Origin of the sequence: Pseudomonas sp. UM16 (genome assembly GCF_050312595.1) — a bacterium.
In the GTDB taxonomy this organism is placed as follows: domain Bacteria; phylum Pseudomonadota; class Gammaproteobacteria; order Pseudomonadales; family Pseudomonadaceae; genus Aquipseudomonas.
On record NZ_JBNPJT010000022.1, the window covers coordinates 18,768 to 43,150 of the forward strand.

General features: G+C 60.1%; 24 protein-coding genes. 9 read left to right on the plus strand and 15 right to left on the minus strand.

Annotation, left to right across the window (positions count from 1 at the left end):
• Positions 1-39 precede the first annotated feature (39 nt).
• The 6 genes from pdxJ to lepA form a co-directional block, all read right to left on the minus strand.
• On the minus strand, positions 40-765 hold the full coding sequence (gene pdxJ, locus ACQRAX_RS22160; protein ID WP_412039904.1) for a pyridoxine 5'-phosphate synthase: 726 nt from the start codon (positions 763-765) through the stop codon (positions 40-42).
• A 62-nt stretch (positions 766-827) separates the two neighbouring features.
• The gene (recO, locus tag ACQRAX_RS22165) at positions 828-1,511 is read right to left on the minus strand and encodes a DNA repair protein RecO (protein WP_412039670.1); all 684 of its coding nucleotides are present in this window, start codon (positions 1,509-1,511) and stop codon (positions 828-830) included.
• A 57-nt stretch (positions 1,512-1,568) separates the two neighbouring features.
• Positions 1,569-2,471, minus strand: coding sequence for a GTPase Era (gene era, locus ACQRAX_RS22170; RefSeq protein ID WP_045185654.1), 903 nt, complete (start codon positions 2,469-2,471; stop codon positions 1,569-1,571).
• Positions 2,464-3,153: a ribonuclease III gene (rnc, locus tag ACQRAX_RS22175; protein WP_412039671.1), complete on the minus strand. Its 690-nt coding sequence runs from the start codon at positions 3,151-3,153 to the stop codon at positions 2,464-2,466. The genes era and rnc overlap by 8 nt, the downstream gene beginning before the upstream one ends.
• A gap of 178 nt (positions 3,154-3,331) precedes the next feature.
• Positions 3,332-4,186 (minus strand): signal peptidase I, encoded by an 855-nt coding sequence (lepB, locus tag ACQRAX_RS22180; RefSeq protein WP_412039672.1) that lies wholly within the window; start codon positions 4,184-4,186, stop codon positions 3,332-3,334.
• A 9-nt stretch (positions 4,187-4,195) separates the two neighbouring features.
• A complete protein-coding gene (gene lepA / locus ACQRAX_RS22185) occupies positions 4,196-5,992 on the minus strand; it encodes a translation elongation factor 4 (RefSeq protein WP_412039673.1) in 1,797 nt (598 codons plus the stop codon).
• A 217-nt stretch (positions 5,993-6,209) separates the two neighbouring features.
• On the opposite strand from lepA, the gene ACQRAX_RS22190 reads away from it, so the two are divergent.
• Positions 6,210-7,409: a hypothetical protein gene (locus ACQRAX_RS22190; protein WP_412039674.1), complete on the plus strand. Its 1,200-nt coding sequence runs from the start codon at positions 6,210-6,212 to the stop codon at positions 7,407-7,409.
• A gap of 100 nt (positions 7,410-7,509) precedes the next feature.
• Here the strand turns inward: ACQRAX_RS22190 and ACQRAX_RS22195 are convergent, their stop codons facing one another.
• From ACQRAX_RS22195 to rpoE, 4 genes are all read right to left on the minus strand, one after another.
• Positions 7,510-8,889: a DegQ family serine endoprotease gene (locus ACQRAX_RS22195; RefSeq protein WP_412039905.1), complete on the minus strand. Its 1,380-nt coding sequence runs from the start codon at positions 8,887-8,889 to the stop codon at positions 7,510-7,512.
• Between the two features lie 221 nt (positions 8,890-9,110).
• On the minus strand, positions 9,111-10,076 hold the full coding sequence (locus ACQRAX_RS22200) for a MucB/RseB C-terminal domain-containing protein (RefSeq protein ID WP_412039675.1): 966 nt from the start codon (positions 10,074-10,076) through the stop codon (positions 9,111-9,113).
• Between the two features lie 12 nt (positions 10,077-10,088).
• Entirely contained in the window at positions 10,089-10,679 is a 591-nt protein-coding gene (locus ACQRAX_RS22205) for an RseA family anti-sigma factor (protein WP_412039676.1), read from the minus strand.
• Positions 10,680-10,710: 31 nt separating this feature from the next.
• Complete coding sequence (gene rpoE / locus ACQRAX_RS22210; protein WP_010220971.1) at positions 10,711-11,292, minus strand: RNA polymerase sigma factor RpoE; 582 nt, start codon at positions 11,290-11,292, stop codon at positions 10,711-10,713.
• A 432-nt stretch (positions 11,293-11,724) separates the two neighbouring features.
• On the opposite strand from rpoE, the gene nadB reads away from it, so the two are divergent.
• Positions 11,725-13,341, plus strand: coding sequence for an L-aspartate oxidase (gene nadB / locus ACQRAX_RS22215; protein ID WP_412039677.1), 1,617 nt, complete (start codon positions 11,725-11,727; stop codon positions 13,339-13,341).
• Here nadB and ACQRAX_RS22220 read toward each other — a convergent pair.
• Both ACQRAX_RS22220 and ACQRAX_RS22225 read right to left on the minus strand, forming a co-directional pair.
• Positions 13,310-13,762: a protein YgfX gene (locus ACQRAX_RS22220; RefSeq protein WP_412039678.1), complete on the minus strand. Its 453-nt coding sequence runs from the start codon at positions 13,760-13,762 to the stop codon at positions 13,310-13,312. The two genes, nadB and ACQRAX_RS22220, sit on opposite strands and share 32 nt — an antisense overlap.
• On the minus strand, positions 13,746-14,000 hold the full coding sequence (locus tag ACQRAX_RS22225; RefSeq protein ID WP_412039679.1) for a succinate dehydrogenase assembly factor 2: 255 nt from the start codon (positions 13,998-14,000) through the stop codon (positions 13,746-13,748). The genes ACQRAX_RS22220 and ACQRAX_RS22225 overlap by 17 nt, the downstream gene beginning before the upstream one ends.
• Before the next feature lie 165 nt (positions 14,001-14,165).
• Here ACQRAX_RS22225 and ACQRAX_RS22230 point away from each other — a divergent pair, with 165 nt between their 5' ends.
• Together ACQRAX_RS22230 and ACQRAX_RS22235 are read left to right on the plus strand one after the other, a co-directional pair.
• Complete coding sequence (locus ACQRAX_RS22230; RefSeq protein WP_412039680.1) at positions 14,166-15,107, plus strand: YgfZ/GcvT domain-containing protein; 942 nt, start codon at positions 14,166-14,168, stop codon at positions 15,105-15,107.
• A gap of 61 nt (positions 15,108-15,168) precedes the next feature.
• Positions 15,169-15,978: an HDOD domain-containing protein gene (locus ACQRAX_RS22235; RefSeq protein ID WP_412039681.1), complete on the plus strand. Its 810-nt coding sequence runs from the start codon at positions 15,169-15,171 to the stop codon at positions 15,976-15,978.
• Here ACQRAX_RS22235 and ACQRAX_RS22240 read toward each other — a convergent pair.
• Entirely contained in the window at positions 15,975-17,354 is a 1,380-nt protein-coding gene (locus tag ACQRAX_RS22240) for a sensor histidine kinase (protein ID WP_412039682.1), read from the minus strand. The two genes, ACQRAX_RS22235 and ACQRAX_RS22240, sit on opposite strands and share 4 nt — an antisense overlap.
• Positions 17,347-18,018 carry a response regulator gene (locus tag ACQRAX_RS22245; RefSeq protein ID WP_412039683.1) on the minus strand — a complete coding sequence of 224 codons (672 nt, stop codon included), beginning with the start codon at positions 18,016-18,018 and terminating at the stop codon, positions 17,347-17,349. The genes ACQRAX_RS22240 and ACQRAX_RS22245 overlap by 8 nt, the downstream gene beginning before the upstream one ends.
• A 201-nt stretch (positions 18,019-18,219) precedes the next feature.
• Between ACQRAX_RS22245 and ACQRAX_RS22250 the strand changes: the two genes are divergently transcribed.
• From ACQRAX_RS22250 to ACQRAX_RS22270, 5 genes are all read left to right on the plus strand, one after another.
• On the plus strand, positions 18,220-19,509 hold the full coding sequence (locus ACQRAX_RS22250; RefSeq protein ID WP_412039684.1) for an OprD family porin: 1,290 nt from the start codon (positions 18,220-18,222) through the stop codon (positions 19,507-19,509).
• Positions 19,510-19,543: 34 nt separating this feature from the next.
• Complete coding sequence (locus ACQRAX_RS22255) at positions 19,544-20,527, plus strand: Bug family tripartite tricarboxylate transporter substrate binding protein (protein WP_412039685.1); 984 nt, start codon at positions 19,544-19,546, stop codon at positions 20,525-20,527.
• Positions 20,528-20,627: 100 nt separating this feature from the next.
• Complete coding sequence (locus tag ACQRAX_RS22260; protein ID WP_412039686.1) at positions 20,628-21,086, plus strand: tripartite tricarboxylate transporter TctB family protein; 459 nt, start codon at positions 20,628-20,630, stop codon at positions 21,084-21,086.
• A 1-nt stretch (position 21,087) separates the two neighbouring features.
• A complete protein-coding gene (locus ACQRAX_RS22265; protein WP_412039687.1) occupies positions 21,088-22,602 on the plus strand; it encodes a tripartite tricarboxylate transporter permease in 1,515 nt (504 codons plus the stop codon).
• Positions 22,595-23,656, plus strand: a complete 1,062-nt coding sequence (locus tag ACQRAX_RS22270; RefSeq protein WP_412039688.1) for an AbrB family transcriptional regulator — start codon at positions 22,595-22,597, stop codon at positions 23,654-23,656. Before ACQRAX_RS22265 ends, ACQRAX_RS22270 begins: the two co-directional genes overlap by 8 nt.
• 16 nt (positions 23,657-23,672) lie before the next feature.
• Here the strand turns inward: ACQRAX_RS22270 and ung are convergent, their stop codons facing one another.
• On the minus strand, positions 23,673-24,365 hold the full coding sequence (gene ung / locus ACQRAX_RS22275; RefSeq protein ID WP_412039689.1) for a uracil-DNA glycosylase: 693 nt from the start codon (positions 24,363-24,365) through the stop codon (positions 23,673-23,675).
• Positions 24,366-24,383 lie beyond the last annotated feature (18 nt).

Genomic DNA, 24,383 nt, shown 5'->3' on the forward strand with positions numbered 1-24,383 from the left:
TGGGACAGACAGTTGCTCCTACAACTCAGTTCAGGTTGATTAGTGGCGACTCGCCGCCATGATCAACGCTTTCATCTCCGCCACCGCCGACTTGAAGCCAACAAACAGCGCATGGGCCACCAGTGCATGCCCAATGTTCAGCTCATTTATGCCCTTGATAGCAGCAACGGCTTCAACGTTGTGGTAATGCAGGCCATGGCCGGCATTGACGATCAAACCCTGGGCCAAGCCAAAGGCCACCCCGTCGGCGACACGTTTGAGCTCTTCAGCAACCTCGGTCGGGGTCTGGGCATCGGCATAACGGCCGGTGTGCAGTTCGATCGCCGGAGCCCCAACGCGGCGTGACGCTTCGATCTGTCGTTCATCGGCGTCGATGAACAGGGAAACTTCCGAACCCATGCGCGACAAACGCTCAACCGCAGCCTTGATCCGCGCCTCCTGACCGGCGACGTCCAGGCCACCTTCAGTGGTCAGTTCCTGACGGGTTTCCGGTACCAGGCAAATGTGCGCCGGACGGATACGCTCGGCGAACACCATCATTTCTTCGGTGACGCCCATTTCGAAGTTCATGCGCGTTTGCAGCACGTCCTTGAGCACCAGTACGTCGCGCTCCTGGATATGCCGGCGGTCTTCGCGCAGGTGCACGGTGATGCCATCGGCGCCCGCTTCTTCGGCGTCCAGCGCGGCCTTGACCGGGTCGGGATAGCGCGTACCTCGCGCCTGGCGCAGAGTCGCCACGTGGTCGATGTTCACGCCGAGGAGCATGCGGTTGCTTTGAGTCACGAAGAGGCTCTCCTGAAAGTTGAGCCTGACAGCATACGACGTGCTCAGCGCTTGCGAAACAGTTCGCGACTGACCAGTGGCCGCCCACCCAAGTGCACGGCCAGCGCCTGACGCATCAAACGCTTGGCCGCACTCAAGGCGCCAGGCACATTCCAGTCGGCCTCAGCCATGGCGGCAAGCGCTTCACCGCGGAACAATCCGGGTTGCAGCAAGTACACGCGCTCAAGCCCAGCGTCTACCTGCAGGCGGTACAGGCCGTCCATCACCAGCGGCTCGCCATTGACGTCCTGGTCCAGGGCGAAGGCATAGCCAAGCTCATCGAGCAGACGCCATTCGAAAGCGCGCAGTAACGGTTCAAGCGGCCGCCCGGCAGCCAGCGCTTGCAGGGTGGCAGCGTAATGCTCGAACAGCACCGGTTGTGGATCTTCTGCGGGCAGCAGGCGAATCAACAATTCGTTGAGGTACAGGCCGCTGAACAACGCATCGCCATTGAGCCAGGCGGCCACGCCGACACTGTCCAGACGGCTGACCGTCTTCAGCTCGCCGCGTCCGCGAAATTCGACTTCAAGGGGAACGAAGGGACGCGCCTGGCTGCCGCCCTTGCCACGCGCACGGCGCAATACCGCGCGCAGGCGCCCTTGCGGGGTGAGGAAGTCCACCAGCGCACTGGTTTCACGGTAGGGCCGGCTGTGCAGCACGTAGGCCGGTTGGCCAATTGGCAGTTCCATGAGCGGCGCTTTCGAAGAGGTTCGACCCGACAGCGGACGCTGCCGGGCCTGATGCGATCAGAGGTCGCCGTAGCCCAGCGAACGCAAGGCGCGTTCGTCGTCGGACCAGCCGCCCTTGACCTTGACCCAGAGGTTGAGCATGACCTTGGCGTCGAACAGCACTTCCATATCCTTGCGCGCCTCGGACCCAATGCGCTTGATGCGCTCGCCCTTGTCGCCAATGATGATCTTCTTCTGACCGTCACGCTCGACCAGAATCAGCGCATGGATATGCAGGATCTTGCCCTGCTGCTTGAACTCTTCGATTTCCACGGTGATCTGGTACGGCAGCTCAGCACCCAACTGGCGCATGATCTTTTCGCGAACCAGCTCGGCGGCGAGGAAGCGGCTGCTGCGGTCGGTGATCTGGTCTTCCGGGAAGAAGTGATCATTTTCTGGCAGGTGCTTGGCGATCAGACCTTCCAGGGCATCGAGGTTGTGCCCCTGCTGGGCGGAGATCGGCACGATCTCAGCGTTCGGCAGTTGCTCCTGCAGCCACTGCAGGTGCGGGATCAAATCGCCTTTCTCTTCGATTCGGTCGGTCTTGTTGATCGCCAGGATCACCGGGCCCTGCACATACTGCACACGCTCCAGCACCAGCTGGTCTTCGTCGGTCCACTTGGTGCGGTCGACCACAAAGATCACCACATCGACGTCCTTGAGAGCGGCCGAGGCGGTGCGATTCATGTAGCGGTTGAGGGCCTTTTCGTTGCCCTTGTGCATACCCGGGGTATCGACGTAGATCGCCTGGATATCACCCTCGGTCTTGATCCCCAGCATGTTGTGGCGGGTGGTCTGCGGCTTGCGCGAGGTGATCGCCAGCTTCTGGCCGAGGATGTGGTTGAGCAGGGTCGACTTGCCGACGTTCGGGCGGCCGACAATGGCGACGTAGCCGCAGCGAGTAGTATTCGAATCAGTCATTGCCATTCTCCACGCCCAGGGCGATCAGTGCTGCAGCGGCCGCGACTTGCTCGGCGATACGCCGGCTAACGCCCTGCCCTCGGCTTTTTTCAGTCAAAAGGGTCACTTCGCATTCGACGAAAAACGTCCGGCAATGGGGTTCACCTTGAATATCCACCACTTCGTAACGCGGCAGGTCGCAGGCCCGCGACTGCAAGAATTCCTGCAGACGGGTTTTCGGGTCCTTATTGGTATCGACCAGGGTCAGGCTTTCGAACTCCCCGGTCAGCCAGGCCAGCACACGCTCGCGCGCGGTCTGCATGTCTGAATCCAGGTAGATCGCGCCGATCAACGCTTCTAGCGCGTCAGCCAGGATCGATTCGCGGCGAAAACCTCCGCTTTTCAGCTCACCGGAACCCAGACGCAGGTACTCGCCGAGGTCGAAACCGCGAGCAAGTACCGCCAGGGTCTCGCCCTTGACCAAACGCGCGCGCAAGCGCGACAACTGGCCTTCACGGGCCTGGGGAAAGCGCTCGAACAGCGCTTCACCGGCGACGAAGTTGAGGATCGCATCGCCGAGAAACTCGAGGCGTTCGTTATTACGCCCGGCAAAACTGCGGTGCGTCAGGGCCAGCAGCATCAGCTCCTGGTTCTTGAAGGTGTAACCGAGCTGGCGCTCGAGGCGGCTCAAAGGAACGCTCACAGTGTACCCACGCGCAGTTCGTGGTCGATATTCAACGCTTTGTTCAAATCAAAATCCTGAAAGACTGTTTGGCTCGTGCCAACTGGCACTGGCGGCTCAGGCGGATCCACGGATCCCTCTGAACTAGCCTATGCCAGAAATGCATTCGGCGCTGTCCCAGGACAGCGCCGTTGTGGTGTTACTTGATCAGACCGACCCGCGAAAGGTTGGGGAAGTGGCTGAGCTTAGGCTCTGGCCAGCTCATCCAGACCGCGAAGGCCTTGCCGACGATGTTCTGGTCCGGGACCATGCCATGCAGCGCCTTGGGAATATTGGGATCATCCCAGTAACGGCTGTCGTTGGAGTTGTCGCGGTTGTCACCCATCATAAAGTAGTGGCCGGCCGGGACTGTCCATTGCTGGTCAGGCGGCATGCGATAGCGGCTCATTTCCTTGCGGATCAGGTGCTCGGCTTCGCCGAGTTTTTCCTTGTACAGCTCAGCACTGCCCAGGGTGCCTGGTTCGGTGCCTACCAACTGTTCGGCAATCGGTTTGCCGTTGACGAACAGCTTCTTGTCGCTGGTGTAGCGAATCTGATCGCCCGGCAAGCCAACCACACGCTTGATGTAGTTGACGTTAGGGTCGCTCGGATAGCGGAACACCATGACGTCGCCGCGCTGCGGGTCACCGATCTCGATGATCTTCTTGTCGACCACCGGCAGGCGAATGCCGTAGGAGAACTTGTTCACCAGGATGAAATCGCCCACTTCCAAGGTCGGCTTCATCGATCCCGACGGGATCTGGAAAGGCTCGACCAGGAATGAACGCAACACCAGGACAATGAACAGCACCGGGAAGAACGACTTGCCGTACTCAACCAGCAACGGCTCCTTGTTCAACTGCTCGACCACTGCCATTTCGGGCTGGTTGACGCTGCCCTGATAGTTGGCGATTGCCGAACGCCGGCGCGGGGCCAGGAACAGCAGATCGACCAGGGCCAACAGACCGCAGACGGCAACGGCGATGACTAGCAACAGCGGGAAATTTAGCGACATAGGACCTAATTATTCCAACCTGAGCACGGCGAGGAAGGCTTCTTGTGGAATTTCCACGTTGCCGACCTGTTTCATGCGTTTCTTACCGGCCTTCTGCTTCTCCAACAGCTTGCGCTTACGGCTCACGTCACCACCGTAGCATTTGGCCAGTACGTTCTTTCTGAGCGCCTTGACAGTGGTTCGCGCCACAATCTGCCCGCCAATGGCGGCCTGGATTGCCACGTCAAACATCTGCCGAGGAATCAGTTCCTTCATCTTCTCGGTCAATGCGCGGCCCTTGTAGTGCGCATTGTCGCGGTGCACGATCAACGCCAGGGCGTCGACTTTGTCACCGTTGATCAGTACATCGAGCTTGACCAGGTTGGCCGACTGGTAGCGGTCGAAATGGTAGTCCAGCGACGCATAACCACGGCTGGTGGACTTCAGACGGTCAAAGAAGTCCAGTACCACTTCGTTCATCGGCAGGTCGTAGCGCACTTGCACCTGCGAACCGAGGAACTGCATGTCGCGTTGAACGCCACGCTTCTCGATGCACAGGGTAATGACGTTGCCTAGGTGCTCTTGAGGCACAAGGATGGTCGCCGAAACGATCGGCTCACGGAAATCTTCGACCGAGGACACATCCGGCAGCTTCGACGGGTTGTCGACGTGGATGGTTTCGCCGGTCTTGAGTTTGACCTCAAAGATTACGCTCGGCGCGGTGGTGATCAGGTCCAGATCGTATTCGCGCTCCAGGCGCTCCTGGATGATCTCCATGTGCAGCATGCCGAGGAAGCCACAACGGAAACCGAAGCCCAGTGCGTCAGAGCTTTCCGGCATGTACTGCAGCGACGAGTCGTTCAAGGTCAGTTTCTGCAATGCATCACGAAAATCTTCGAAATCATCGGAACTGACCGGGAACAGGCCGGCATAAACTTGTGGCTGAATGCGTTTGAAGCCTGGCAGCACTTCAACTTCGGGGGTGGAGTTCAAGGTCAGGGTGTCACCGACTGGGGCACCATGAATGTCCTTGATGCTGGCGATGATGAAGCCTACTTCACCCGCTTTGAGGTCTGCGGTCTGGGTGTGTTTGGGGGTAAATACACCGACGCTGTCGACCAGGTGCACCTTGCCGGTGGACTTGACCAGGATCTTGTCACCCTTCTTCACTCGACCGTGACGCACACGTACCAGGGACACGACGCCCAGGTAGTTGTCGAACCAGGAGTCGATGATCAGCGCCTGCAGCGGCGCCTCGATGTCACCGGTGGGTGCAGGGATGGTGTGTACCAGGCGCTCGAGCACCTCGTCCACGCCCATGCCGCTCTTGGCACTGCAAGCCACGGCGTCGGTAGCGTCAATGCCGATGATCTTCTCGATCTCGTCCTTGACTTTGTCCGGGTCAGCCTGGGGCAGGTCCATCTTGTTCAGCACCGGCATGACCTCAAGGCCCTGCTCGATGGCGGTGTAGCAGTTGGCAACCGATTGGGCTTCAACGCCCTGGCCAGCATCGACCACCAGCAATGCACCCTCGCACGCCGCCAGGGAGCGGCTGACTTCATAGGTGAAGTCAACGTGGCCAGGGGTGTCAATGAAGTTCAGCTGGTAGGTTTTGCCGTCCTGCGCCTTGTAGTGCAGGGTGACGCTGTGAGCCTTGATGGTGATACCGCGCTCACGCTCCAGGTCCATGGAATCGAGTACCTGGGCTTCCATTTCACGCGCAGACAGGCCACCGCACATCTGAATGAAGCGGTCGGCCAGGGTCGACTTGCCATGGTCAATGTGGGCGATGATGGAGAAATTGCGGATATGACTCAAATCACTCACGGGTCAACACTCAAAAAGGCTGCGGGCCGGACGCCCACCGAAAAATAGCCGGGAATTGTACCTGAAGCCTGTGCAAGCCGCCACGCCCACCCACTAACCATTGGATGTTGATGTTGCTGCATTGCTCGATTGGTACGCCCGACCTAGTAATTCTGCCAGTTCAGCAGCCTCGCTCGGGCGCTTAAACTCAGGACGCACGCCCCCTTGGAGCCCGCGCATGAACACTTCGACACTGCCAGCTGGCAATTACGACCCCAATTTCGGCGTACTCGGTCGAGCCGAGCTACCGCAATTCATCTCGCAAGGTCGGAATATCACAGATATTGCCCTTCAACAGGAGAATATTCTCGCCAGTGCACTGGCATTCGACAGCAGTGGTAGACGGTATTACGCCATGACCCGCTTTAGCGCAAACGGAGAAATCGATCTCCATTTCGCCGACGAAGGCATTAAATTCGGACTGTTCAATTCCGAGGAACAATCATCCACCGAAGCTTTGGCAGTCACAGAGGATGAGCACATCCTGTTGCTGGGGTGGAGTGCCGCCTGGGGGTCCCAACTGACAAAGCCCGTCATCTGCTGGTTTAGCCCCGATGGTGCCGGGCCCACTCGAACTTCCTGGCTGGGCGTTCCAGACGACACCGGACTGGTGATTGGCAAAAATCGGTTGACTGTCAATGCCCAGCATCTGCTGGCGAGTATCAATCTCCTCGCCACCCAAGACCGGCCTGGGACCGCCAGGGTCTATCGCCAGGGCCTGGATGGCACACCTGGATTTGGCTCGCTTGAGTTTATCGAAATCCTGCCAGGCGATGATGATGTTTCGATTTGCGGCCTGGTGCAGCTACCTGACACCTTTCTTGTCTCAGGAACGCAGGCACTTGGGAAACCAGAACAACAGGGCTTTATCGCCTGTTACCGCAACGATGGAACGCTGGACCCCTCTTTTGGTGCTGAGGGGGTTATCCGGTTGCGCGCAGCTGAACAACCCACATCGCTCAATCATTTTTTACAGCGACCAAGCGGAGAACTCATCGTTGCAGGCTGTGCCCATGCCGGCAACCCACTCAGAAATCACGCATTGCTTTGGCAGTTCACACAGAATGGCTCACCGGATACGAGTTTCAACAATGGCGAACCTGTCCTGACAGATCTTTCCCCTCCGCTTGACAACAGCTGGCATAGCATGACCCTAGCGCTTGATAACAAGCTCGTAGTCATTGGTGAGGGGAACGGAATCCGATACATGCGTTTCATGCCAAACGGCACGGTCGATACGCAATACCAGCCATTTGACGGTCTTGCCGGCATAACTGAAGGAATCGGCTGCCTTGCACGCTTGGACAACACTTTGCTCTGCTTCAACTCAACAGCAGCTATCGGCGTTGTCGGGACCGTGATGTCCATTTTCAGTTAGGCATGTCGACTCTCATAGCGGCCAGAAAACAGAAAGCCCGATGCGTGTGCATCGGGCTTTTTACTTCCAGCACCAGAGAGCGCCAAACAAGACGCCTGGTTTACTCAGCCAGCTTGAAGGTTATGAAACTGGCACGGCCCTGACGCAGCACGCGCATCGACACCGAGCGATTCTTCGGCAGTTCCTTGGCAATTTCAGTGAACTGCTTGGCCGAGAGAATCGCCTGGTTGTTCAGGTGGCTGATGACATCACCCGGACGCAGGCCGATCAAGGCGGCCGGGCCATCCTGGACTTCCTTGATGACCACACCACCCTTGAGTTCGAGGGCTTTCTTTTGCTCAGCGGTGAGGTCGGCAACCGACACACCGAGACGATTGCTGCTGCGCTCAACACCGCCCTGGGCATTGGTGGTGATATCAGCGTCGTCGTCCGGCAGCGCACCCACAGTGATGCTCAGGTCCTGACGCTTGCCGTTACGAATGATGTCGAGCTTGGCCTTGGCGCCATCCTTCAGACTGCCAACTAGATGCGGCAAATCAGCAGACATGACAATCGGCTGACCGTTCATGCTCAGGATCACGTCACCCACCTGCAGGCCACCCTTGGCTGCCGGGCCATCTTCCAGCACCTGTGCCACCAGGGCACCGGCCGGTTTATCCAGACCGAAGGATTCGGCCAGGTCTTTGTTGACCTCCTGAATCACCACGCCCAGCCAGCCGCGACTGACCTTGCCGTCTTTCTTCAGTTGGTTTGAGACATCCAGCGCCACATCGATCGGGATCGCGAACGACAAGCCCATGAAACCGCCGGAGCGGGTGAAGATCTGCGAGTTGATACCCACCACTTCACCATTCATGTTGAACAGCGGACCACCGGAGTTACCCGGGTTGATCGCCACATCGGTCTGGATGAATGGCACGTAGGTGTCGTTCGGCAGGGTCCGGCCCTTGGCGCTGACGATACCTTTGGTCACCGAGTGGTCGAAACCAAACGGCGAACCGATGGCCAGCACCCATTCGCCAACCTTGAGTTTCTCGGAGTCACCCAGTTTGACGGTCGGCAAGTTCTTGCCTTCAACCTTGAGCAGAGCCACGTCGGTGCGTGGGTCGGTGCCCACCAGCTTGGCTTGCAACTCGCTGCGATCAGACAGGCGCACGATGATTTCGTCGGCGTCGGCTACCACGTGGTTGTTGGTCAGGACGTAACCGTCGCTGGAAATGATGAAGCCCGAACCCAGCGACTGCGCCTCACGCTGGCGATCGCCACGCGGCGAACGCGGGGCTTGCGGCATATTGCGCTCGAAGAACTCGCGGAACATCGGCGGCAAGCCTTCAAGGTCAGGCATCTCACCGGATGCGTACTTGCGATCAGGCAATTTCTGCTTGGTACTGATATTGACCACCGCAGGCGACGCCTGCTCGACCAAGGTGGTGAAGTCCGGTAGGGCTTCGGCCTGTACGGTGGCCACCTGGCCGAGCATGAGCACGGCGGCGAACAACGATAGGTAGGTTTTCAAGCGTGGTATTGACATACGGCTCCCGTCACATCGAGCGTGGTTAGCAGTAGGGCCCTGCAAACGCAGGAAAGGCCAGACCCCGAAAGGACTGACCTATAGAAAAATTCTGAGTTATTTGCAAACTGCAAAGCTTGCCAATCATGTCAGCCAAGCAATCCTCGGCCATTCAGCACTGTGTCCGCTGGTCATTTTTGCGCCTGGGTATCCTGGGAACGCATCGACAAAGCAATTCGTTCGGCAGTGCCGATCGGAATTTCGCCAACGACAGTTACCATCACCTCTCCCTTGGGCGTAGTCAAGCGGCGCGAGACGGCGACAGTAGGCCCCAACTGAGTGCGAATATCCGCTGCGGAGCCTCCGTCCAAGGCCTCAACGAACACCGAAAAGCGTGCCAAGCCATCATCGTACATCAGGCTGTTGACGGTGTTCTTGCCTTGCGGGTCTTTGCCTATCGAGCTATCAACCAGCTCGAAACCAGGGGGCAGCCAGTCCGAACGCCAGCCGGTGACAGGCTGTGCAGCCTGCGCCGCCACGTGAGTTACCGCTTTGCACAGCGCGCTTGGCTTAAGCTCGTCGTCGGTCGGTGCAGTGGAGGTATCCAGACGGGTGAACTGAAAACGTTCAAGCAAACGTCCCTTGTCGTCGAGCATCAACGACTTGAGCGGCAGACCGGTCTTGCTGTCCAGATGCAACTCGAAAGCGTATCGATGCTGGTCACGCGGGGTCAGGGTCACAATAACCGCGGCACGGTCCGCCACCCGTGACTTGCCGGCGACCCCAAGGTCGTACCAGCTCATCAGCTTCAGGGGATCAAGCACTCGCGCGGTAGTCTCCGGGGAGTTGGCCACACCCGGCACCAGGGTTCCGCTCACGCATTGAGTATGCCCGTCGACACGCACGACTTCCTGGGCCGAGCCATCGAGCTGCAGCAAGCGCTCGCTGACCTTGCCATCCTGGACGCGATGCCAGATGTCGTGGGTGGAGAAGCTGGCGTTACGTTCGTAAACGAAAGTACCCTGATAACTCTGCTGTTGCTCGGCCTGGGCTAGCTTCTTGAGCCAGTCGCCTGCCTCCGGTGAGGAGTTGGCCGCATGGGCCGGCAGAATCAGCCAGCCACCCAGCAACAGCGGTACAAGAGGTAGCGCGCGCATGATCCTCCTTACTTAACGGTTTTCCAGGCTAGCCGCACGGGCATAAGGCAGAGCACTCTCGGTACCTTTGAGGGCTGCTTCCTGAGCATGCTGGCGCAGATAGCCGGGCAGACGCTGGTCGTGCCAGCCGGATTGCCCTTGCAGGACGCCATTGGCCATCGGACCAGGCTGTTCTGCATTTTCACTATAGCCTGCCAACACGGCTGGGCCCTGGACTTGTGGCATGCTCAGATTCTGCTGTGCAGGTTGCTGGGCAGCCAGTTGGGCACCACTGATCTCGTCCTGGTTGTACAGACGCACACCGGCCAGCACCGCGACCGTTACCGAGGCGGCTACCGCCAGGCGACCCAGGCTGCGCCATGGACCACGGTTGACCTTGACCGGCGCGGCTTCGTCAGCCAGCGCGGCAGAGACAGCGGCGGCGATATCCAGTTGCGGCAGCACCAGTTCCTTGTGCATGGCTGCGCGGGCAACCTGATAACGCGACCAGGTGGCACGGGTTTCGGCATCATCGACGGCGTTCAATACCCGACGTAATTCCAGTTCGTCCGCTTCGTTATCCATCACCGCGGACAGCGATTCCTGCAACGCTTCACGACTCATGGCGGTTCCTCTCTTGGCTGTCGCCGCTGTCTCAGGTTTCCTGCAACAACGGCTGCAGGGCTTTATCTATGGCCTCCCGAGCGCGGAAAATCCGGGAGCGCACGGTACCCACTGGACACTGCATGACGCTCGCAATGTCCTCGTAACTCAGACCATCAAATTCACGTAAAGTTAACGCCGTCCGTAAATCTTCTGGCAGTTGCTGAATGGTCCGATGGACGGTGCCTTCGATCTCATCTCGCAACAACGCACGCTCGGGGGACTCCAGATCCTTGAGGCCATGATCGCCGTCGTAAAATTCCGCATCCTCGGAACTTACATCGCTGTCCGGTGGCCGCCGACCGCGGGACACCAGATAGTTCTTTGCCGTGTTGATGGCAATGCGGTACAGCCAGGTATAAAAAGCACTGTCTCCGCGAAAATTACCAAGCGCCCGGTAAGCTTTGATAAAAGCTTCCTGCGCCACATCCTGGGCTTCATGGGTGTCGTGAACAAAACGCACGATCAACCCGAGAATCTTGTGCTGATACTTCAGCACCAACAGATCAAACGCTCGCCTGTCGCCACGCTGCACGCGCTCGACAAGCTGCTGATCCTCTTCCTGGGTTAGCATGAACACTCCTCAGTGAACGTGAAGGAGCGTTGCGAGAAGCATCGTTCAGGCTTGCAACCATAGACTCGGGCTTTTCGCAAAAGTTCTCCCCTCCAAGCAAGTTTCCTGCGGCCCTTGGTCGGCTCGCACGAAAAACGCAGCGCGGTCACGGCCGGCTGCGTCGATAATCGGGTCTCGAATACGCCGACAGCGCCTTGTTACGGGCTACTGCCATGCGTCGCCGCGGCAATGTGGTGTGCAGGCAGCCTTCTATGGATAACCGCTCAGCACGGAAAGTTCCCACAACAAGCTATCAGGACCCTACAGCACCATTGGAAATCAGGGCCTTGGGGCTGCTATAAAGGCAACCGGTCCAGATTCACGATAGTTTCACATTGCCATAAGCGCCTGACTATTGTGCCGATCCCCCTCTCCAGATACTAGTGTCCTGACATGAGCCAACAACTACAACATGATGTCCTCGTGATCGGCAGCGGCGCCGCCGGTCTGAGCTTGGCGCTGAACCTCCCCGGGCACCTGCGTATTGCCGTGCTGAGCAAGGGCGATCTCGCCAACGGTTCAACTTACTGGGCCCAGGGTGGGGTCGCTGCGGTGCTGGATGACACCGATACCGTGCAGTCCCACGTCGAGGACACCCTTAATGCTGGGGGAGGCCTGTGCCATGAAGACGCTGTGCGCTTTACCGTCGAACATAGCCGCGAGGCGATCCAGTGGCTGATCGACCAAGGCGTGCCATTTACCCGCGACGAAAACGCCAGCGTCGATGACGGTGGATTCGAGTTTCACCTGACCCGCGAAGGCGGCCATAGCCATCGACGCATCATCCATGCTGCCGATGCTACCGGAGCAGCGATTTTTACCACCTTGCTGGCCCAGGCGCGGCAACGGCCCAACATCGAACTGCTGGAACAGCGGGTGGCGGTTGACCTGATTACCGAGCGCCGTCTGGGTCAGGACGGCGAGCGCTGCCTGGGCGCCTACGTACTCAACCGCAATACCGGCGAAGTCGACACCTTTGCTGCACGCTTCACCGTGCTTGCCACCGGCGGTGCGGCCAAGGTTTACCTGTACACCAGTAACCCCGACGGTGCCTGCGGCGATGGCATCGCCATGGCCTGGCGTGCCGGTTGTCGGGTGGCCAACCTGGAGTTCAACCAGTTCCACCCGACCTGCCTGTATCACCCGCAGGCCAAGAGTTTCCTGATCACCGAGGCCCTGCGCGGCGAAGGGGCGTTGCTACGCCTACCCAACGGTGAGCGCTTCATGCCGCGCTTCGACCCACGCGAAGAACTGGCGCCACGCGATATCGTCGCCCGCGCCATCGACCACGAGATGAAACGCCTGGGCGTGGATTGTGTGTACCTGGACATCAGCCACAAGCCGCAAGCGTTCATCAAAAGCCACTTCCCCACCGTGTATGAGCGCTGCCTGACGTTTGGCATCGACATCACCCGCCAGCCGATCCCGGTGGTGCCGGCTGCCCACTACACCTGCGGCGGGGTGATGGTCGACGACCGTGGCCACACCGACGTGCCTGGCCTGTATGCCATCGGCGAAACCAGCTTCACCGGCTTGCACGGTGCCAACCGCATGGCCAGCAACTCACTGCTCGAATGCTTCGTGTATGGCCGCGCCGCGGCCACCGATATCGAAGCGCACCTGGACCAGGTGAGCATGCCACGGGCCCTGCCTTGCTGGGATGCCAGCCAGGTTACCGACTCGGACGAAGACGTGATCATCGCGCACAATTGGGACGAACTGCGGCGTTTCATGTGGGACTACGTCGGCATCGTGCGTACCAACAAGCGCTTGCAACGTGCCGAGCACCGTGTGCGCCTGCTGCTGGATGAAATCGATGAGTTCTACAGCAACTACAAGGTCAGCCGCGACCTGATCGAGTTGCGCAACCTGGCCCAGGTTGCCGAACTGATGATCCGCTGCGCCATGCAGCGCAAGGAAAGCCGGGGGCTGCATTACACCCTGGACTATCCCGGCATGCTCGCCGAAGCACGCGACACTATTGTGCAGCCGCCCACCTACGCCGACTGAACTTCAACCGCACGCGCAGGCGCCGGTGTTGCTCCGGCTCCAGCGCGTCATGGGCAATGCACAGGCCTTGGGTGAAAAACCACCCTTGGCGGCGATAGCGCAGCACGATCAGGCCCGGCAAGGCCAGGCTATCGGGCTGTAACTGTACCGGCTGCCAGCCCTGAGCCAGACTGAACAATTGCCAACCGTCACGGTCGCGGCGCAAGCCGCGAATCGCCTGCGGGTGATTGAGCAGAATGCGCCGGGGGATCATCCAGCCGGCGTGCAGCACGCATAGAACAACGCCGGCCACCTGCAGCCACCCTGGGATCTGCAGCAGACTCAGCGCCAATAAGGCCAGCAGCAAGCTGGCCAAGTAGGCCGCCAGCAAGCTTGTTGAGCCCTGCCAGCGGCACTCGAACCGCTCACTTGGGCTGGACACGGTCCAGAATGATGCGAACCATGCGCTGCAGCTCAGGGTCTTCGGACTCGCTGCGCTCCATGAACCAGCCGAACATGTCCTGGTCTTCACAGCTCAGCAAGCGCCAGTAGAGTTTGCGGTCTTCCGGACTCAAGGTTGGAAAGACGTCCTGGCTGAAAGGAACCAGCAACACGTCCAGCTCGAGCATGCCACGACGGCTGTGCCAAAAGAGCTTGTTGAGTTCAATTTGTTCGACCATGGCGCCCTCCGAAAATAGGCCGCCAGTATACAGAGCCAGCGCCCCTGGGACACGCGACGTTGGTCCGGACATGTGAGTAAATAATGACAGAGGGGTGCCCTCAACTACCTATTTTGCCGACAGCGCTCTATCATGACCCCCAGTCTTACTACCCTGCGATGACCCATGGCCGATTCCGCTTTTTTCTGCACCCTGTCCCACGAAGGCATCCTCGCCGTCCGCGGCTCGGATGCCGGCAAGTTCCTGCAAGGCCAACTGACCTGCAACCTCAACTACCTCAGCGACAGCACCAGCAGCCTGGGCGCTCGTTGCATGGTCAAAGGCCGAATGCAGTCGAGCTTTCGCATCCTGCCTGAGGCCGATGGCTTTCTGCTGGCGATGACCCGCGAGCTGCTCGAAGCGCAACTGGCCGACCTGAAAAAGTACGCCGTGTTCTCCAAGGCCAAACTGACCGACGAGAGCGACGCCTGGCTGCGCTTTGGCCTGCAAAACGGTGAAGCGGCATTGCAGGCCTTGGGCCTTGAGCTGCCGGCACAGGTGGATGGCATTACACGTCACAGCGGCCTGATTGCGATTCTTGTGTCGCCTGCTCGAATCGAGCTGTGGGTGCCTGCTGAACAGGCTGCCAGCATTCAGGCGCAGTTGGCCGAGAAACTGCCGCAGGGCGAGCTTAACAATTGGCTGCTCGGGCAAATCCGGGCCGGCATCGGCCAGGTCATGGCCCAGACTCGCGAGCTGTTCATCCCGCAGATGATCAACCTGCAGGCCGTTGGCGGCGTCAGTTTCAAGAAAGGCTGCTATACCGGCCAGGAAATCGTCGCGCGCATGCAGTACCTGGGCAAACTCAAACGTCGCCAATACCGTGTGGCATTGAGCGGCGACAGCGTGCCCGAACCTGGCACCGAGATCTTCTCGCCGACCCACGGTTCGTCAGTGGGCGAAGTAGTTCTGGCCGCACGCAGCGCAGAGGGCAGTGAACTGCTGGCCGTGTTGAGCGCCGATGCTGTGGCAGACAACAACCTGCACCTGGGCAGCCCTGACGGCCCGCGCCTGGCGCTGCTGTCATTGCCTTACGAACTGGATCGCGACCGCGAGATCCAGCGCTAAGCCTGCCCTGCCCCGGCCCGAACAGGCTGGGGCTCTCCTTGAATTGCGCTAGAGAATCACGATGAACAAGCTGGCCGAGATGGTCCAGGCCCAGTTGCTGGCCGCCATCGACAACGATGACCTGGTGCTGCCGACCTTGCCGGAGGTTGCCTTGAGCATCCGCGAGGCCGCCGAAGACAGCGAAATCAGCGTTAGTGCCCTGAGCAAGGTCATCGGCCGCGACGCCGCCCTCTCGGCACGCCTGATCAAGGTGGTCAACAGCCCGTTGCTGCGCGCTTCAGTCGAAGTCACTGATCTGCAGACTGCAATCACTCGCTTAGGCATCAATTACAGCTGCAACCTGGCGGTCGGCCTGGTGATCGAGCAGATCTTTCACGCCCGCTCCGAGGTGGTCGAAAAGAAGATGCGTGAAGTCTGGGCTACCAGTCTGGAGGTGGCGGGCATCAGCTATGAGCTGTGTCAGCGCTATACCCAGCTCAAGCCTGACCAGGGCGCTCTGGCCGGCCTGGTTCACCAGATTGGTGTATTGCCGATTCTGATTTATGCCGAAGAGCACAACGAACTGCTCTCGGACCCAGTGTGCCTGAATTACGTGATCGATCAGATTCATCCGGCACTGGGCGACAAAATCCTCAGCAGCTGGGAATTTCCCGAACAATTGGTCAGGCTTCCAGGCCAGGTCCTGGATCTGGACCGTGGCAGCGATCGAGTCGACTACGTCGACATTGTCCAGATCGCCCGCGCCTTGAGCCCAGCCACCGCCAGATCGCGCCCTCTGGCAGCGCTGCCTGCGTACCGCCACCTGGGGCTGCCCACCGGTACTGAACTGGAAGCCAGCGACCTGCTGTTTGCCCGCTCGATGTTCCGCTAGTTCACGGTGAAACTGACACGCACCTTCAAACCGCCCCCTTCACCATCATGCAGACTGATCTGGGCCAGGTGTGCGCGGCAGATCTCACCGACAATCGCCAGCCCCAATCCGGTGCCTTGGGCGCTACGTCGATAAAAGCGCTCAAACACCCGTTCGCGCTCCTGCTCAGGAATGCCCGGGCCATCGTCCTCGACTTCCAGCACCCCAGGCGCATAGACGCGCAAAATCACATTGCCGCCCTTGGGCGTATGCGCCAACGCGTTGTCTACCAGGTTGCTGAGCAACTCGTTGAGCAAGGTCGGTTCGCCCCGCACCAAGACCGGAGCGTCGGCTTCCAACGCCAGCGCCACACCACGACCATAGGCCAAAGGCGCCATCGCCATACCCAGTTCACGTGCCAACTGGCTCAGGTCGAGTGACTGCGCGCCCCCTTCGGCGATAGCCCTGGCGCCGTTTTCAACCCGCGCCAGGGATAGCAACTGGTTGGCCAGATGTGTCAGACGATCAGTGCCCTGGGCCGCCGACTCCAGCGTGTCACGCCAGACCTCTGGTTCATTCGAACGCAGGCCTAATTCGACCCGAGCCTTGAGCGCAGCCAGCGGCGTGCGTAGTTCATGCGCGGCTTCAGCGATAAACTGCGCTTGACGCTCGAACTGATCGCGCAGGCGCTCGGTGAAATGGTTCAAGGCACGCACCAGCGGGCTCAACTCACGCTGCACCTCGACCAGCGGCAGGGCCCGCAAGTCATCGGGCTGTCGTTCTTCCACGGCGCTCCGCAAGCGCTCCAGCGGCCGCAGCGCCGCACTGACGGCAAACCACACCAGCATCAACGCACCAAGCGCCAGCATCCCCAGGCGCAGCAGAGTATCGGCCATCAGACTGCGGGCCATACGCACCCGCGCCTCTTCGGTTTCAGCCACGCGAATCTCGGCCATGCCGTTCATGTTGGGTTCGGAAACCGCCTTGAGCAGGCTGACCACGCGCACATCCTGGCCTTGGTAGCGAGCGTTGTAAAAGCGCGCCAAGGCCGGGTAGTCATCGGTACGCGGGGTGCCAGGCGGCGGCGCGGGCAAATTTTCGTAACCGGATATCAGCCGCTGATGGATGTCGTTGACCTGGTAGTAGATGCGTCCGGCACTGTCATAAGCAAAGGTATCCAGGGCCACATAGGGCACATCGGCACTGAGGGTGCCATCACGCTGCGACAAACCGGCAGCGATGGTCCGGGCCGAGGCCAGCAAGGTGCGGTCGTAGGCCGTGTCGGCGGCTTCTCGACCGTTCCAGTAGGCACTCAGACCGCTGGCCAGCATCAGTACCACCAAGAGGATCGCCAGATTCCATAGCAGCCGCCCGCGCAGGCTGCCGCTGTCACGCATCGCGGTGCTCGAGCAGGTAACCGAGCCCTCTGAAAGTGACGATGGCCACGGCATGTCCATCGAGCTTCTTGCGCAGGCGATGGACGTAGATTTCGATGGCATCGGCACTGGCCTCTTCATCCAGGCCGAATACTTGAGCGGCTAATTGTTCCTTGCTCATCACTCGCCCAGGGCGGGCAATCAGCGCCTCGAGCACGGCCTGCTCGCGGGAGGTCAGTGTCAGCAGTTCGTCACCGAGGCTGAAGCGTCGGGTATCGAGGTCGTACACCAGCGGCCCACAGCGTTGCTGACGCTCGCCCCCGAGCACACTACGGCGTAACAGGGCCTTTACCCGTGCCTCCAGCTCCGTCAGTTCGAACGGCTTGGCCAGGTAGTCATCAGCACCAAGATTGAGGCCATGGACCCGGTCCTTGACGTCGCTGCGAGCGGTCAGCATCAGCACCGGCAGGGTCTTGCCGCGAGCCCGCAGGCGCGCCAGCACTTCGAAGCCGTCCATGCGTGGCAAGCCCACATCGAGTACGGCCACGGCATATTCCTCGCTGGCCAGGGCCAGGTCGGCGGCCACGCCATCGTGCAGTACATCCACAGTAAGGCCGGTGCTTTTCAGGGCCTGGGCCACGCTTTCAGCCAGCTGCAGATGGTCTTCGACGAGCAGCACACGCATCGTTCTTTCTCCGGTCGCGTCGCGATCAATGCCGCGGAGTGTACAGCCGACAGCCCGCCTGTGAAGCCTTGGTAACAATGAAAAGCTGCTGAAAGGTTAGCGAAAGGTTCAGCCCCTAGCATCCTCTCACGGCTCACTCTGCTTGCCGTACAACCGAACATGAAGTTCGAACTAATAAGAACAATAACGGAGTCACTGACGATGCTGTCGACACAGCCACAGGCGTACGCGCCTACTCGCCGTTTACCTTCCCGCCAGACCACAGTTGCCAGCGCCCTCGCCCTTGCCGGCGTCGCCCCGCTGAGCCAGGCCGCCTTCTTCGATGACAGCAAGGCGACCTTCGAAACCCGCAACATGTACTTCAACCGCGACTTTCGCGATGGCACCAGCGCCCAGCAGTCCAAACGTGATGAGTGGGCCCAGGGGTTCATGCTCAACTTCGAGTCAGGCTACACCGACGGCACTGTTGGCTTTGGTCTCGATGCCCTGGGAATGCTCGGTATCAAGCTCGACTCCAGCCCTGACCGCACCGGCAGCGGCCTGTTGCCGACCCACGATAGCGGGCGTGCCGCTGACGAGTACTCCAAGCTCGGCCTGACCGGCAAGGTGAAGATCTCGCAAACCGAATTGAAGGTCGGCACCCTGATGCCGGAACTGCCGACACTGCAGCCGAACGACGGCCGCATCCTGCCGCAGACTTTCGAAGGTGGCCTGTTGACCTCCGGCGAAATCAAAAACCTGACGTTCACCGGCGGCCGCCTGGAAAAGGCCAAGGATCGCGACAGCACCGACAACCAGGATATTGCCCTCAACAACAAGAACAGTCGCTTTCTTGGCACCGTTGCCGGTAACCATTTCGACATGGCCGGCCTGGACTACAAGTTCACCGACAAGATCACCGGTAGCTACCACTGGGCCCAGCTCGATGATGTCTATCGTCAGCACTTCGTCGGCATGATCGCCAGTCAGCCCTGGGGCCCCGGCACCTTCGGCGCCGACCTGCGCATGGCCTTCAGTGACGACCAGGGCCAGGCTCGCGGCGGTAATATCGACAACACCGCGCTCAACGGCATGCTCAGCTACAGCCTCGTGGGCCACAAGCTCAGTGCCGGCTATCAGCACCTGTCTGGCGACACCGCCTTCCCTTACGTCGATGGCGCCGACCCGTACCTGGTCAACTTCGTCCAGATCAACGACTTCGCCGGCGCCGACGAACGCTCCTGGCAAGCCCGCTACGACTATGACTTTGCCAAACTGGGCATCCCTGGCCTGACCTTCATGACGCGCTACATCAGCGGCGATAATGTCAGCCTGGCCGATGGCGGTGAAGGCAAGGAATGGGAACGCAACACCGAGTTCAAGTATGTGGTGCAAAGTGGCGCCCTGAAAAACGTCGCCGTGCGCCTGCGCAACGCTACCTTCCGCTCCAACTTCGCCCGCGACGCGGACGAAGTGCGGCTGCTGGTAAGTTACAGCCTTGCGCTGTGGTAATCCCCGATAACAATAATGCTCACGGAGATAGACGATGACCTTTTCACTGCGCCGAATCGCCCTCGCCACAGCCTGCCTCATGTTTGCCGGCCAAGCCCTGGCAAGCGAAGAACCCAAACGCCCTGAGTGCATCGCCCCGGCCTCCCCCGGCGGTGGCTTCGACTTGACCTGCAAACTGGTGCAAAGCGCCCTGGTCAACGAGAAGATCCTCACCAAACCCATGCGCGTGACCTATATGCCTGGCGGCGTCGGCGCGGTTGCCTACAACGCCGTGGTCGCCCAGCGTCCAGCCGATGCCGGCACCCTGGTGGCCTGGTCCAGCGGCTCACTGCTCAACCTGGCCCAAGGCAAGTTCGGTCGTTTCGACGAGAACGCCGTGCGCTGGCTGGCAGCGGTCGGCACCAGCTACGGCGCCATCGCGGTGAAAAGCGACTCACCCTACAAGACCCTCGATGATCTGGTTGCCGCGCTGAAGAAAGACCCGAGCAAAGTGGTCATCGGCTCCGGCGGCACCGTCGGCAGCCAGGACTGGATGCAGACCGCGCTGATTGCCAAAGCGGCCGGCATCAACCCGCGCGATCTGCGCTACGTCGCCCTCGAAGGCGGTGGTGAAATTGCCACCGCGCTGCTCGGCGGGCATATCCAGGTCGGCAGTACCGACATCTCCGACTCCATGCCGCACATCCAGAGCGGTGACATGCGCCTGCTCGCGGTATTCGCCGAGAAGCGTCTCGACGAGCCGGAAATGAAGGACATTCCGACCGCCAAAGAACAGGGTTACGACATCGTCTGGCCGGTAGTGCGTGGCTTCTACGTGGGGCCGAAGGTCACCGATGAACAGTACGACTGGTGGAAGACCTCGTTCGACAAGATGCTCGCCTCAGAAGACTTCGCCAAGCTGCGCGACCAACGCGAACTGTTCCCCTTCGCCATGACCGGTGCCGAACTGGACACCTACGTGAAGAAGCAGGTGGCGGACTACAAGACCCTGGCCAAGGAATTTGGGCTGATTCAGTAAGTCCCTAACCCCTTAGAAGCATCGCCAGGCAAGCCCACCCCCACAGGATGACACAGTGTTTGTGGGCACGGGCTTGCCCAGCGAAAAGAGGATTCCCCCGATGATCCTGCAACGCGTCTTCGCCCTGATATTGCTAGCGGCCTGTGCGGTACTGGCCGTCATGGCCTGGCCTTACCAGGCCGCCTTTTCCTATGAACCGGTCGGCCCTCGCGCCTTTCCCTTGCTGATGCTCGGCCTGATGGGCGCCGCCCTGCTCTACCTGGCCATTCGCCCAACCACGATTGTGCGCAAGGACGACGAACCCGAACTTGACCGCGACACGCTGCGCAAGGTCGGCCTGTGCATTGCTCTGCTGCTGGTATTCGCCGGCACATTCGAATCGTTCGGATTCATTCTCAGCAGCATCCTCATCGGTGTGCCAATGGCGCGTCTTTATGGCGGGCGCTGGCTACCCAGCGTGGTGATCATCGGCCTGATGAGCATCGCCTTGTACGGGTTGTTCGACCGCGTAATGGATGTGCCTCTGCCCTTGGGCCTACTCGACGTACTGGAGAACTGACATGGATACGCTTGGCTATCTCGGCCAGGGCTTCGGCGTTGCACTGAGCCCCTACAACCTGGTCACCGCTTTGTGCGGCACGCTGATCGGCACTGTGGTCGGCTTGTTGCCGGGCCTGGGCCCAATCAACGGCGTCGCCTTGTTGATTCCTATCGCCTTCGCCCTCGGTCTACCGCCAGAATCGGCGCTGATCCTGCTGGCTGCGGTGTACCTTGGCTGCGAGTACGGCGGGCGGATCAGCTCGATTCTGCTCAATATTCCAGGCGAAGCCTCGACAGTGATGACCACCCTCGACGGTTATCCTATGGCCCGCAAAGGCCTGGCCGGTGTGGCGCTGTCGCTGTCGGCCTGGAGCTCGTTCATCGGTGCCTTCATCGCCACCTGCGGCATGGTGTTGTTTGCGCCGTTGCTGGCGAAATGGGCGATCGCTTTCGGACCCGCGGAATACTTCGTGCTGATGGTCTTTGCCATTGTCTGCCTTGGCGGCATGGCTGGTGACAAACCCCTGAAGACCTTTATCGCGGCATTGATCGGCCTGTTTCTCTCCGGGGTCGGCATCGATGCCAACAGCGGTGTATACCGGTTCACCGGCGACAGCATCCACCTGGCCGACGGCATTCAGTTCGTAGTGCTGGTATTGGGCCTGTTCTCCATCAGCGAAATCCTCCTGCTGCTGGAAAAAACCCACCATGGCCATCAGGCGGTGAAAGCCACCGGACGCATGCTGTTCAACTTCAAGGAAGCCTCCTCGGTGTTTCTGGTGAACATCCGTTGCGGTGTGCTCGGCTTCATCATGGGGGTATTGCCCGGCGCCGGTGCCACGCTGGCCAGTGCTGTCGCCTACATGACTGAAAAACGTCTGGCCGGTGCCAGCGGTACGTTCGGCCAAGGTGACAAGCGCGGCCTGGCCGCACCGGAAACAGCCATCGGCGGCGCTTGCTGTGGTGCCCTGGTACCGATGCTGACTCTTGGTGTGCCAGGCTCGGGCACCACTGCAGTGATGATCGGTGCGCTGTCGCTCTATAACATCACTCCTGGCCCACTGCTGTTCCAACAGCAGCCGGATATTGTCTGGGGCCTGATCGCTTCGTTGTTCATCGCCAACGTCATGCTGGTGATCCTCAACATTCCGATGGTGCGCATCTTCACCCGGATCCTCGCCGTGCCGAACTGGGCGCTGGTACCGGTGATTGCAATCATCACCGCAATCGGTGTGTATGCGGTACATGCCACCACCTTCGACCTGTTCCTGATGATCGCCATCGGTATCTTCGGTTACATCCTGCGCAAGCTGGACTTCCCGCTGTCGCCGCTGCTGCTGGGTTTCATCCTCGGCGGTTTGATGGAGCAGAACCTGCGCCGAGCGTTGTCGATCTCCAATGGCGGCCTGGAGATTCTCTGGGCCAGCCCGATCAGCCTGACTGTCTGGGCACTGACTGCGGTGATGTTGTTCCTGCCGCTGCTGCGTATCTGGCGCAAGCGCAGTGTTCAACGGCGTGCCCTGGCCGATGTCTGATCGGCCGTCGCAGTTATGCTGGGCCACAGGGCTGGTCGGGCTGGCGGGCGGTTACCTCGCCAGCCTGATCGGCTGGCCGCTGCCATGGATGGTCGGCTCGTTACTGGCGATCATCCTGGTGCGTTGCCTGACGCCCTGGCAATTGAGCGAAATCCCCGGTGGTCGCAAATGCGGCCAATGGATCATCGGCATCGGTATCGGCTTGCACTTCACCCCTGCGGTAGTGGAGCAAGTGGCCAGCAACTTCGGTCTGATCTTTTGTGGTGCGCTGATCACCAGCGTCTCCAGCGTGATCGGTATCTGGCTACTGCGCCGCACCGGTGAAGACCGCGCCACCGCGTTCTTTTCCAGCATGCCGGGCGGCTCCGGAGAAATGGTCAACCTCGGCGCGCGCAATGGCGCGGCGCTCAGCCAGGTCGCGGCCGCACAGAGCCTGCGGGTACTGGCAGTGGTGCTGTGTGTACCAGCGCTGTTCAAGTTCCTGCTCGGTGACGGCGTAGCGATCACCCATGCCGGCAGCGTCAGCTGGAGCTGGTTGGCGCTGATCTGCCCGCTGGGGATTGCCATGGCCTGGCTGTGGCAACGCCTCAAGCAACCTAATCCCTGGCTGTTTGGTCCGCTGTTGGTGGCAGCCATTGCCAGTGTTGGCGGCGACTTGCAAATCGCCCTGCCCGACGGCGCCAGCCAAATTGGCCAATGGCTGATCGGCAGTGGCCTGGGATGCCATTTCAATCGGGCGTTCTTTCGCCGCGCGCCGTCTTTTCTCGGCCGGACCTTGATTGCAACGGCGCTGAGCATGCTGATTGCCGCTGCCGCTGCCTGGATCTTGAGCCACCTGACCCAGCTGGACCTGCGTTCCTTAACGTTGGGCATGATGCCCGGTGGTATCGCCGAGATGAGCCTGACCGCTGAGACCCTACAGCTGTCAGTCCCCTTGGTGACCGCATTGCAGGTGATGCGGTTGCTGTTCGTGCTGTTTCTCGCCGAGCCGCTGTTCCGTCATTGGATAGGCGAACGCCAGGCCGTCAAACCAAACAATAAAGAAGGAAGCTAAAGCTTCCTTTTTACCTTTACAGCGGTGGCAACGCCCATTCCACTGGCGCCAGGCCGTGCTGTTCGAGGAACTTGTTGGTGCGGCTGAAATGCCCACAACCCAAAAAGCCACGATAGGCCGACAACGGTGACGGATGCACTGACTTGAGCACCAGGTGCTTGGTCCCGTCGATCAGCTTCTGCTTGCTCTGCGCATGGGCGCCCCAAAGCAGGAACACGGTATTGGGCTGGTGTTCACTGACCACTTCGATTACACGGTCGGTGAAAAACTCCCAGCCCTTCTTGGCATGCGAGGCGGCATTGGCCCGCTCCACGGTCATCGTGGTGTTAAGCAGCAACACACCCTGATCGGCCCAATATTGCAGGCAACCGTGTTTGGGGATTTCGATGTTCAGGTCGCGGTGCAGTTCTTTATAGATGTTGACCAGTGAGGGCGGCGTCGCAATCCCCGGCTGCACCGAAAAGCACAGGCCATGGGCCTGGCCCGGGCCATGGTAAGGGTCCTGGCCGAGGATCACGACTTTCACCTGGTCCAGCGGCGTGGAATTGAGCGCATTGAAAATCAACGGCCCCGGCGGGTAGATCTCTTTGCCCGCTGCATGCTCCTCGCGCAGAAATTCACGCAGCTGCTGCATATAGGGCTGCTCGAATTCGGCGCGCAGCGCTTCTTTCCAGCTCGGTTCAAGTTTGATGCGATCGTCGTCAGTCATGGGGCCATCCGTAAACAA

Bases quoted from the DNA above. Each gene is read 5' to 3' on its own strand.
- pdxJ (WP_412039904.1), bottom strand. From the start codon at position 765: ATGCTCCTCGGCGTGAACATCGACCACGTGGCGACTCTGCGCCAGGCG.
- recO (WP_412039670.1), bottom strand. From the start codon at position 1,511: ATGGAACTGCCAATTGGCCAACCGGCCTACGTGCTGCACAGCCGGCCC.
- era (WP_045185654.1), bottom strand. From the start codon at position 2,471: ATGACTGATTCGAATACTACTCGCTGCGGCTACGTCGCCATTGTCGGC.
- lepB (WP_412039672.1), bottom strand. From the start codon at position 4,186: ATGTCGCTAAATTTCCCGCTGTTGCTAGTCATCGCCGTTGCCGTCTGC.
- ACQRAX_RS22190 (WP_412039674.1), top strand. From the start codon at position 6,210: ATGAACACTTCGACACTGCCAGCTGGCAATTACGACCCCAATTTCGGC.
- ACQRAX_RS22195 (WP_412039905.1), bottom strand. From the start codon at position 8,889: ATGCTCGGCCAGGTGGCCACCGTACAGGCCGAAGCCCTACCGGACTTC.
- ACQRAX_RS22200 (WP_412039675.1), bottom strand. From the start codon at position 10,076: ATGCGCGCGCTACCTCTTGTACCGCTGTTGCTGGGTGGCTGGCTGATT.
- ACQRAX_RS22205 (WP_412039676.1), bottom strand. From the start codon at position 10,679: ATGAGTCGTGAAGCGTTGCAGGAATCGCTGTCCGCGGTGATGGATAAC.
- rpoE (WP_010220971.1), bottom strand. From the start codon at position 11,292: ATGCTAACCCAGGAAGAGGATCAGCAGCTTGTCGAGCGCGTGCAGCGT.
- nadB (WP_412039677.1), top strand. From the start codon at position 11,725: ATGAGCCAACAACTACAACATGATGTCCTCGTGATCGGCAGCGGCGCC.
- ACQRAX_RS22225 (WP_412039679.1), bottom strand. From the start codon at position 14,000: ATGGTCGAACAAATTGAACTCAACAAGCTCTTTTGGCACAGCCGTCGT.
- ACQRAX_RS22230 (WP_412039680.1), top strand. From the start codon at position 14,166: ATGGCCGATTCCGCTTTTTTCTGCACCCTGTCCCACGAAGGCATCCTC.
- ACQRAX_RS22235 (WP_412039681.1), top strand. From the start codon at position 15,169: ATGAACAAGCTGGCCGAGATGGTCCAGGCCCAGTTGCTGGCCGCCATC.
- ACQRAX_RS22240 (WP_412039682.1), bottom strand. From the start codon at position 17,354: ATGCGTGACAGCGGCAGCCTGCGCGGGCGGCTGCTATGGAATCTGGCG.
- ACQRAX_RS22245 (WP_412039683.1), bottom strand. From the start codon at position 18,018: ATGCGTGTGCTGCTCGTCGAAGACCATCTGCAGCTGGCTGAAAGCGTG.
- ACQRAX_RS22250 (WP_412039684.1), top strand. From the start codon at position 18,220: ATGCTGTCGACACAGCCACAGGCGTACGCGCCTACTCGCCGTTTACCT.
- ACQRAX_RS22255 (WP_412039685.1), top strand. From the start codon at position 19,544: ATGACCTTTTCACTGCGCCGAATCGCCCTCGCCACAGCCTGCCTCATG.
- ACQRAX_RS22260 (WP_412039686.1), top strand. From the start codon at position 20,628: ATGATCCTGCAACGCGTCTTCGCCCTGATATTGCTAGCGGCCTGTGCG.
- ACQRAX_RS22265 (WP_412039687.1), top strand. From the start codon at position 21,088: ATGGATACGCTTGGCTATCTCGGCCAGGGCTTCGGCGTTGCACTGAGC.
- ACQRAX_RS22270 (WP_412039688.1), top strand. From the start codon at position 22,595: ATGTCTGATCGGCCGTCGCAGTTATGCTGGGCCACAGGGCTGGTCGGG.
- ung (WP_412039689.1), bottom strand. From the start codon at position 24,365: ATGACTGACGACGATCGCATCAAACTTGAACCGAGCTGGAAAGAAGCG.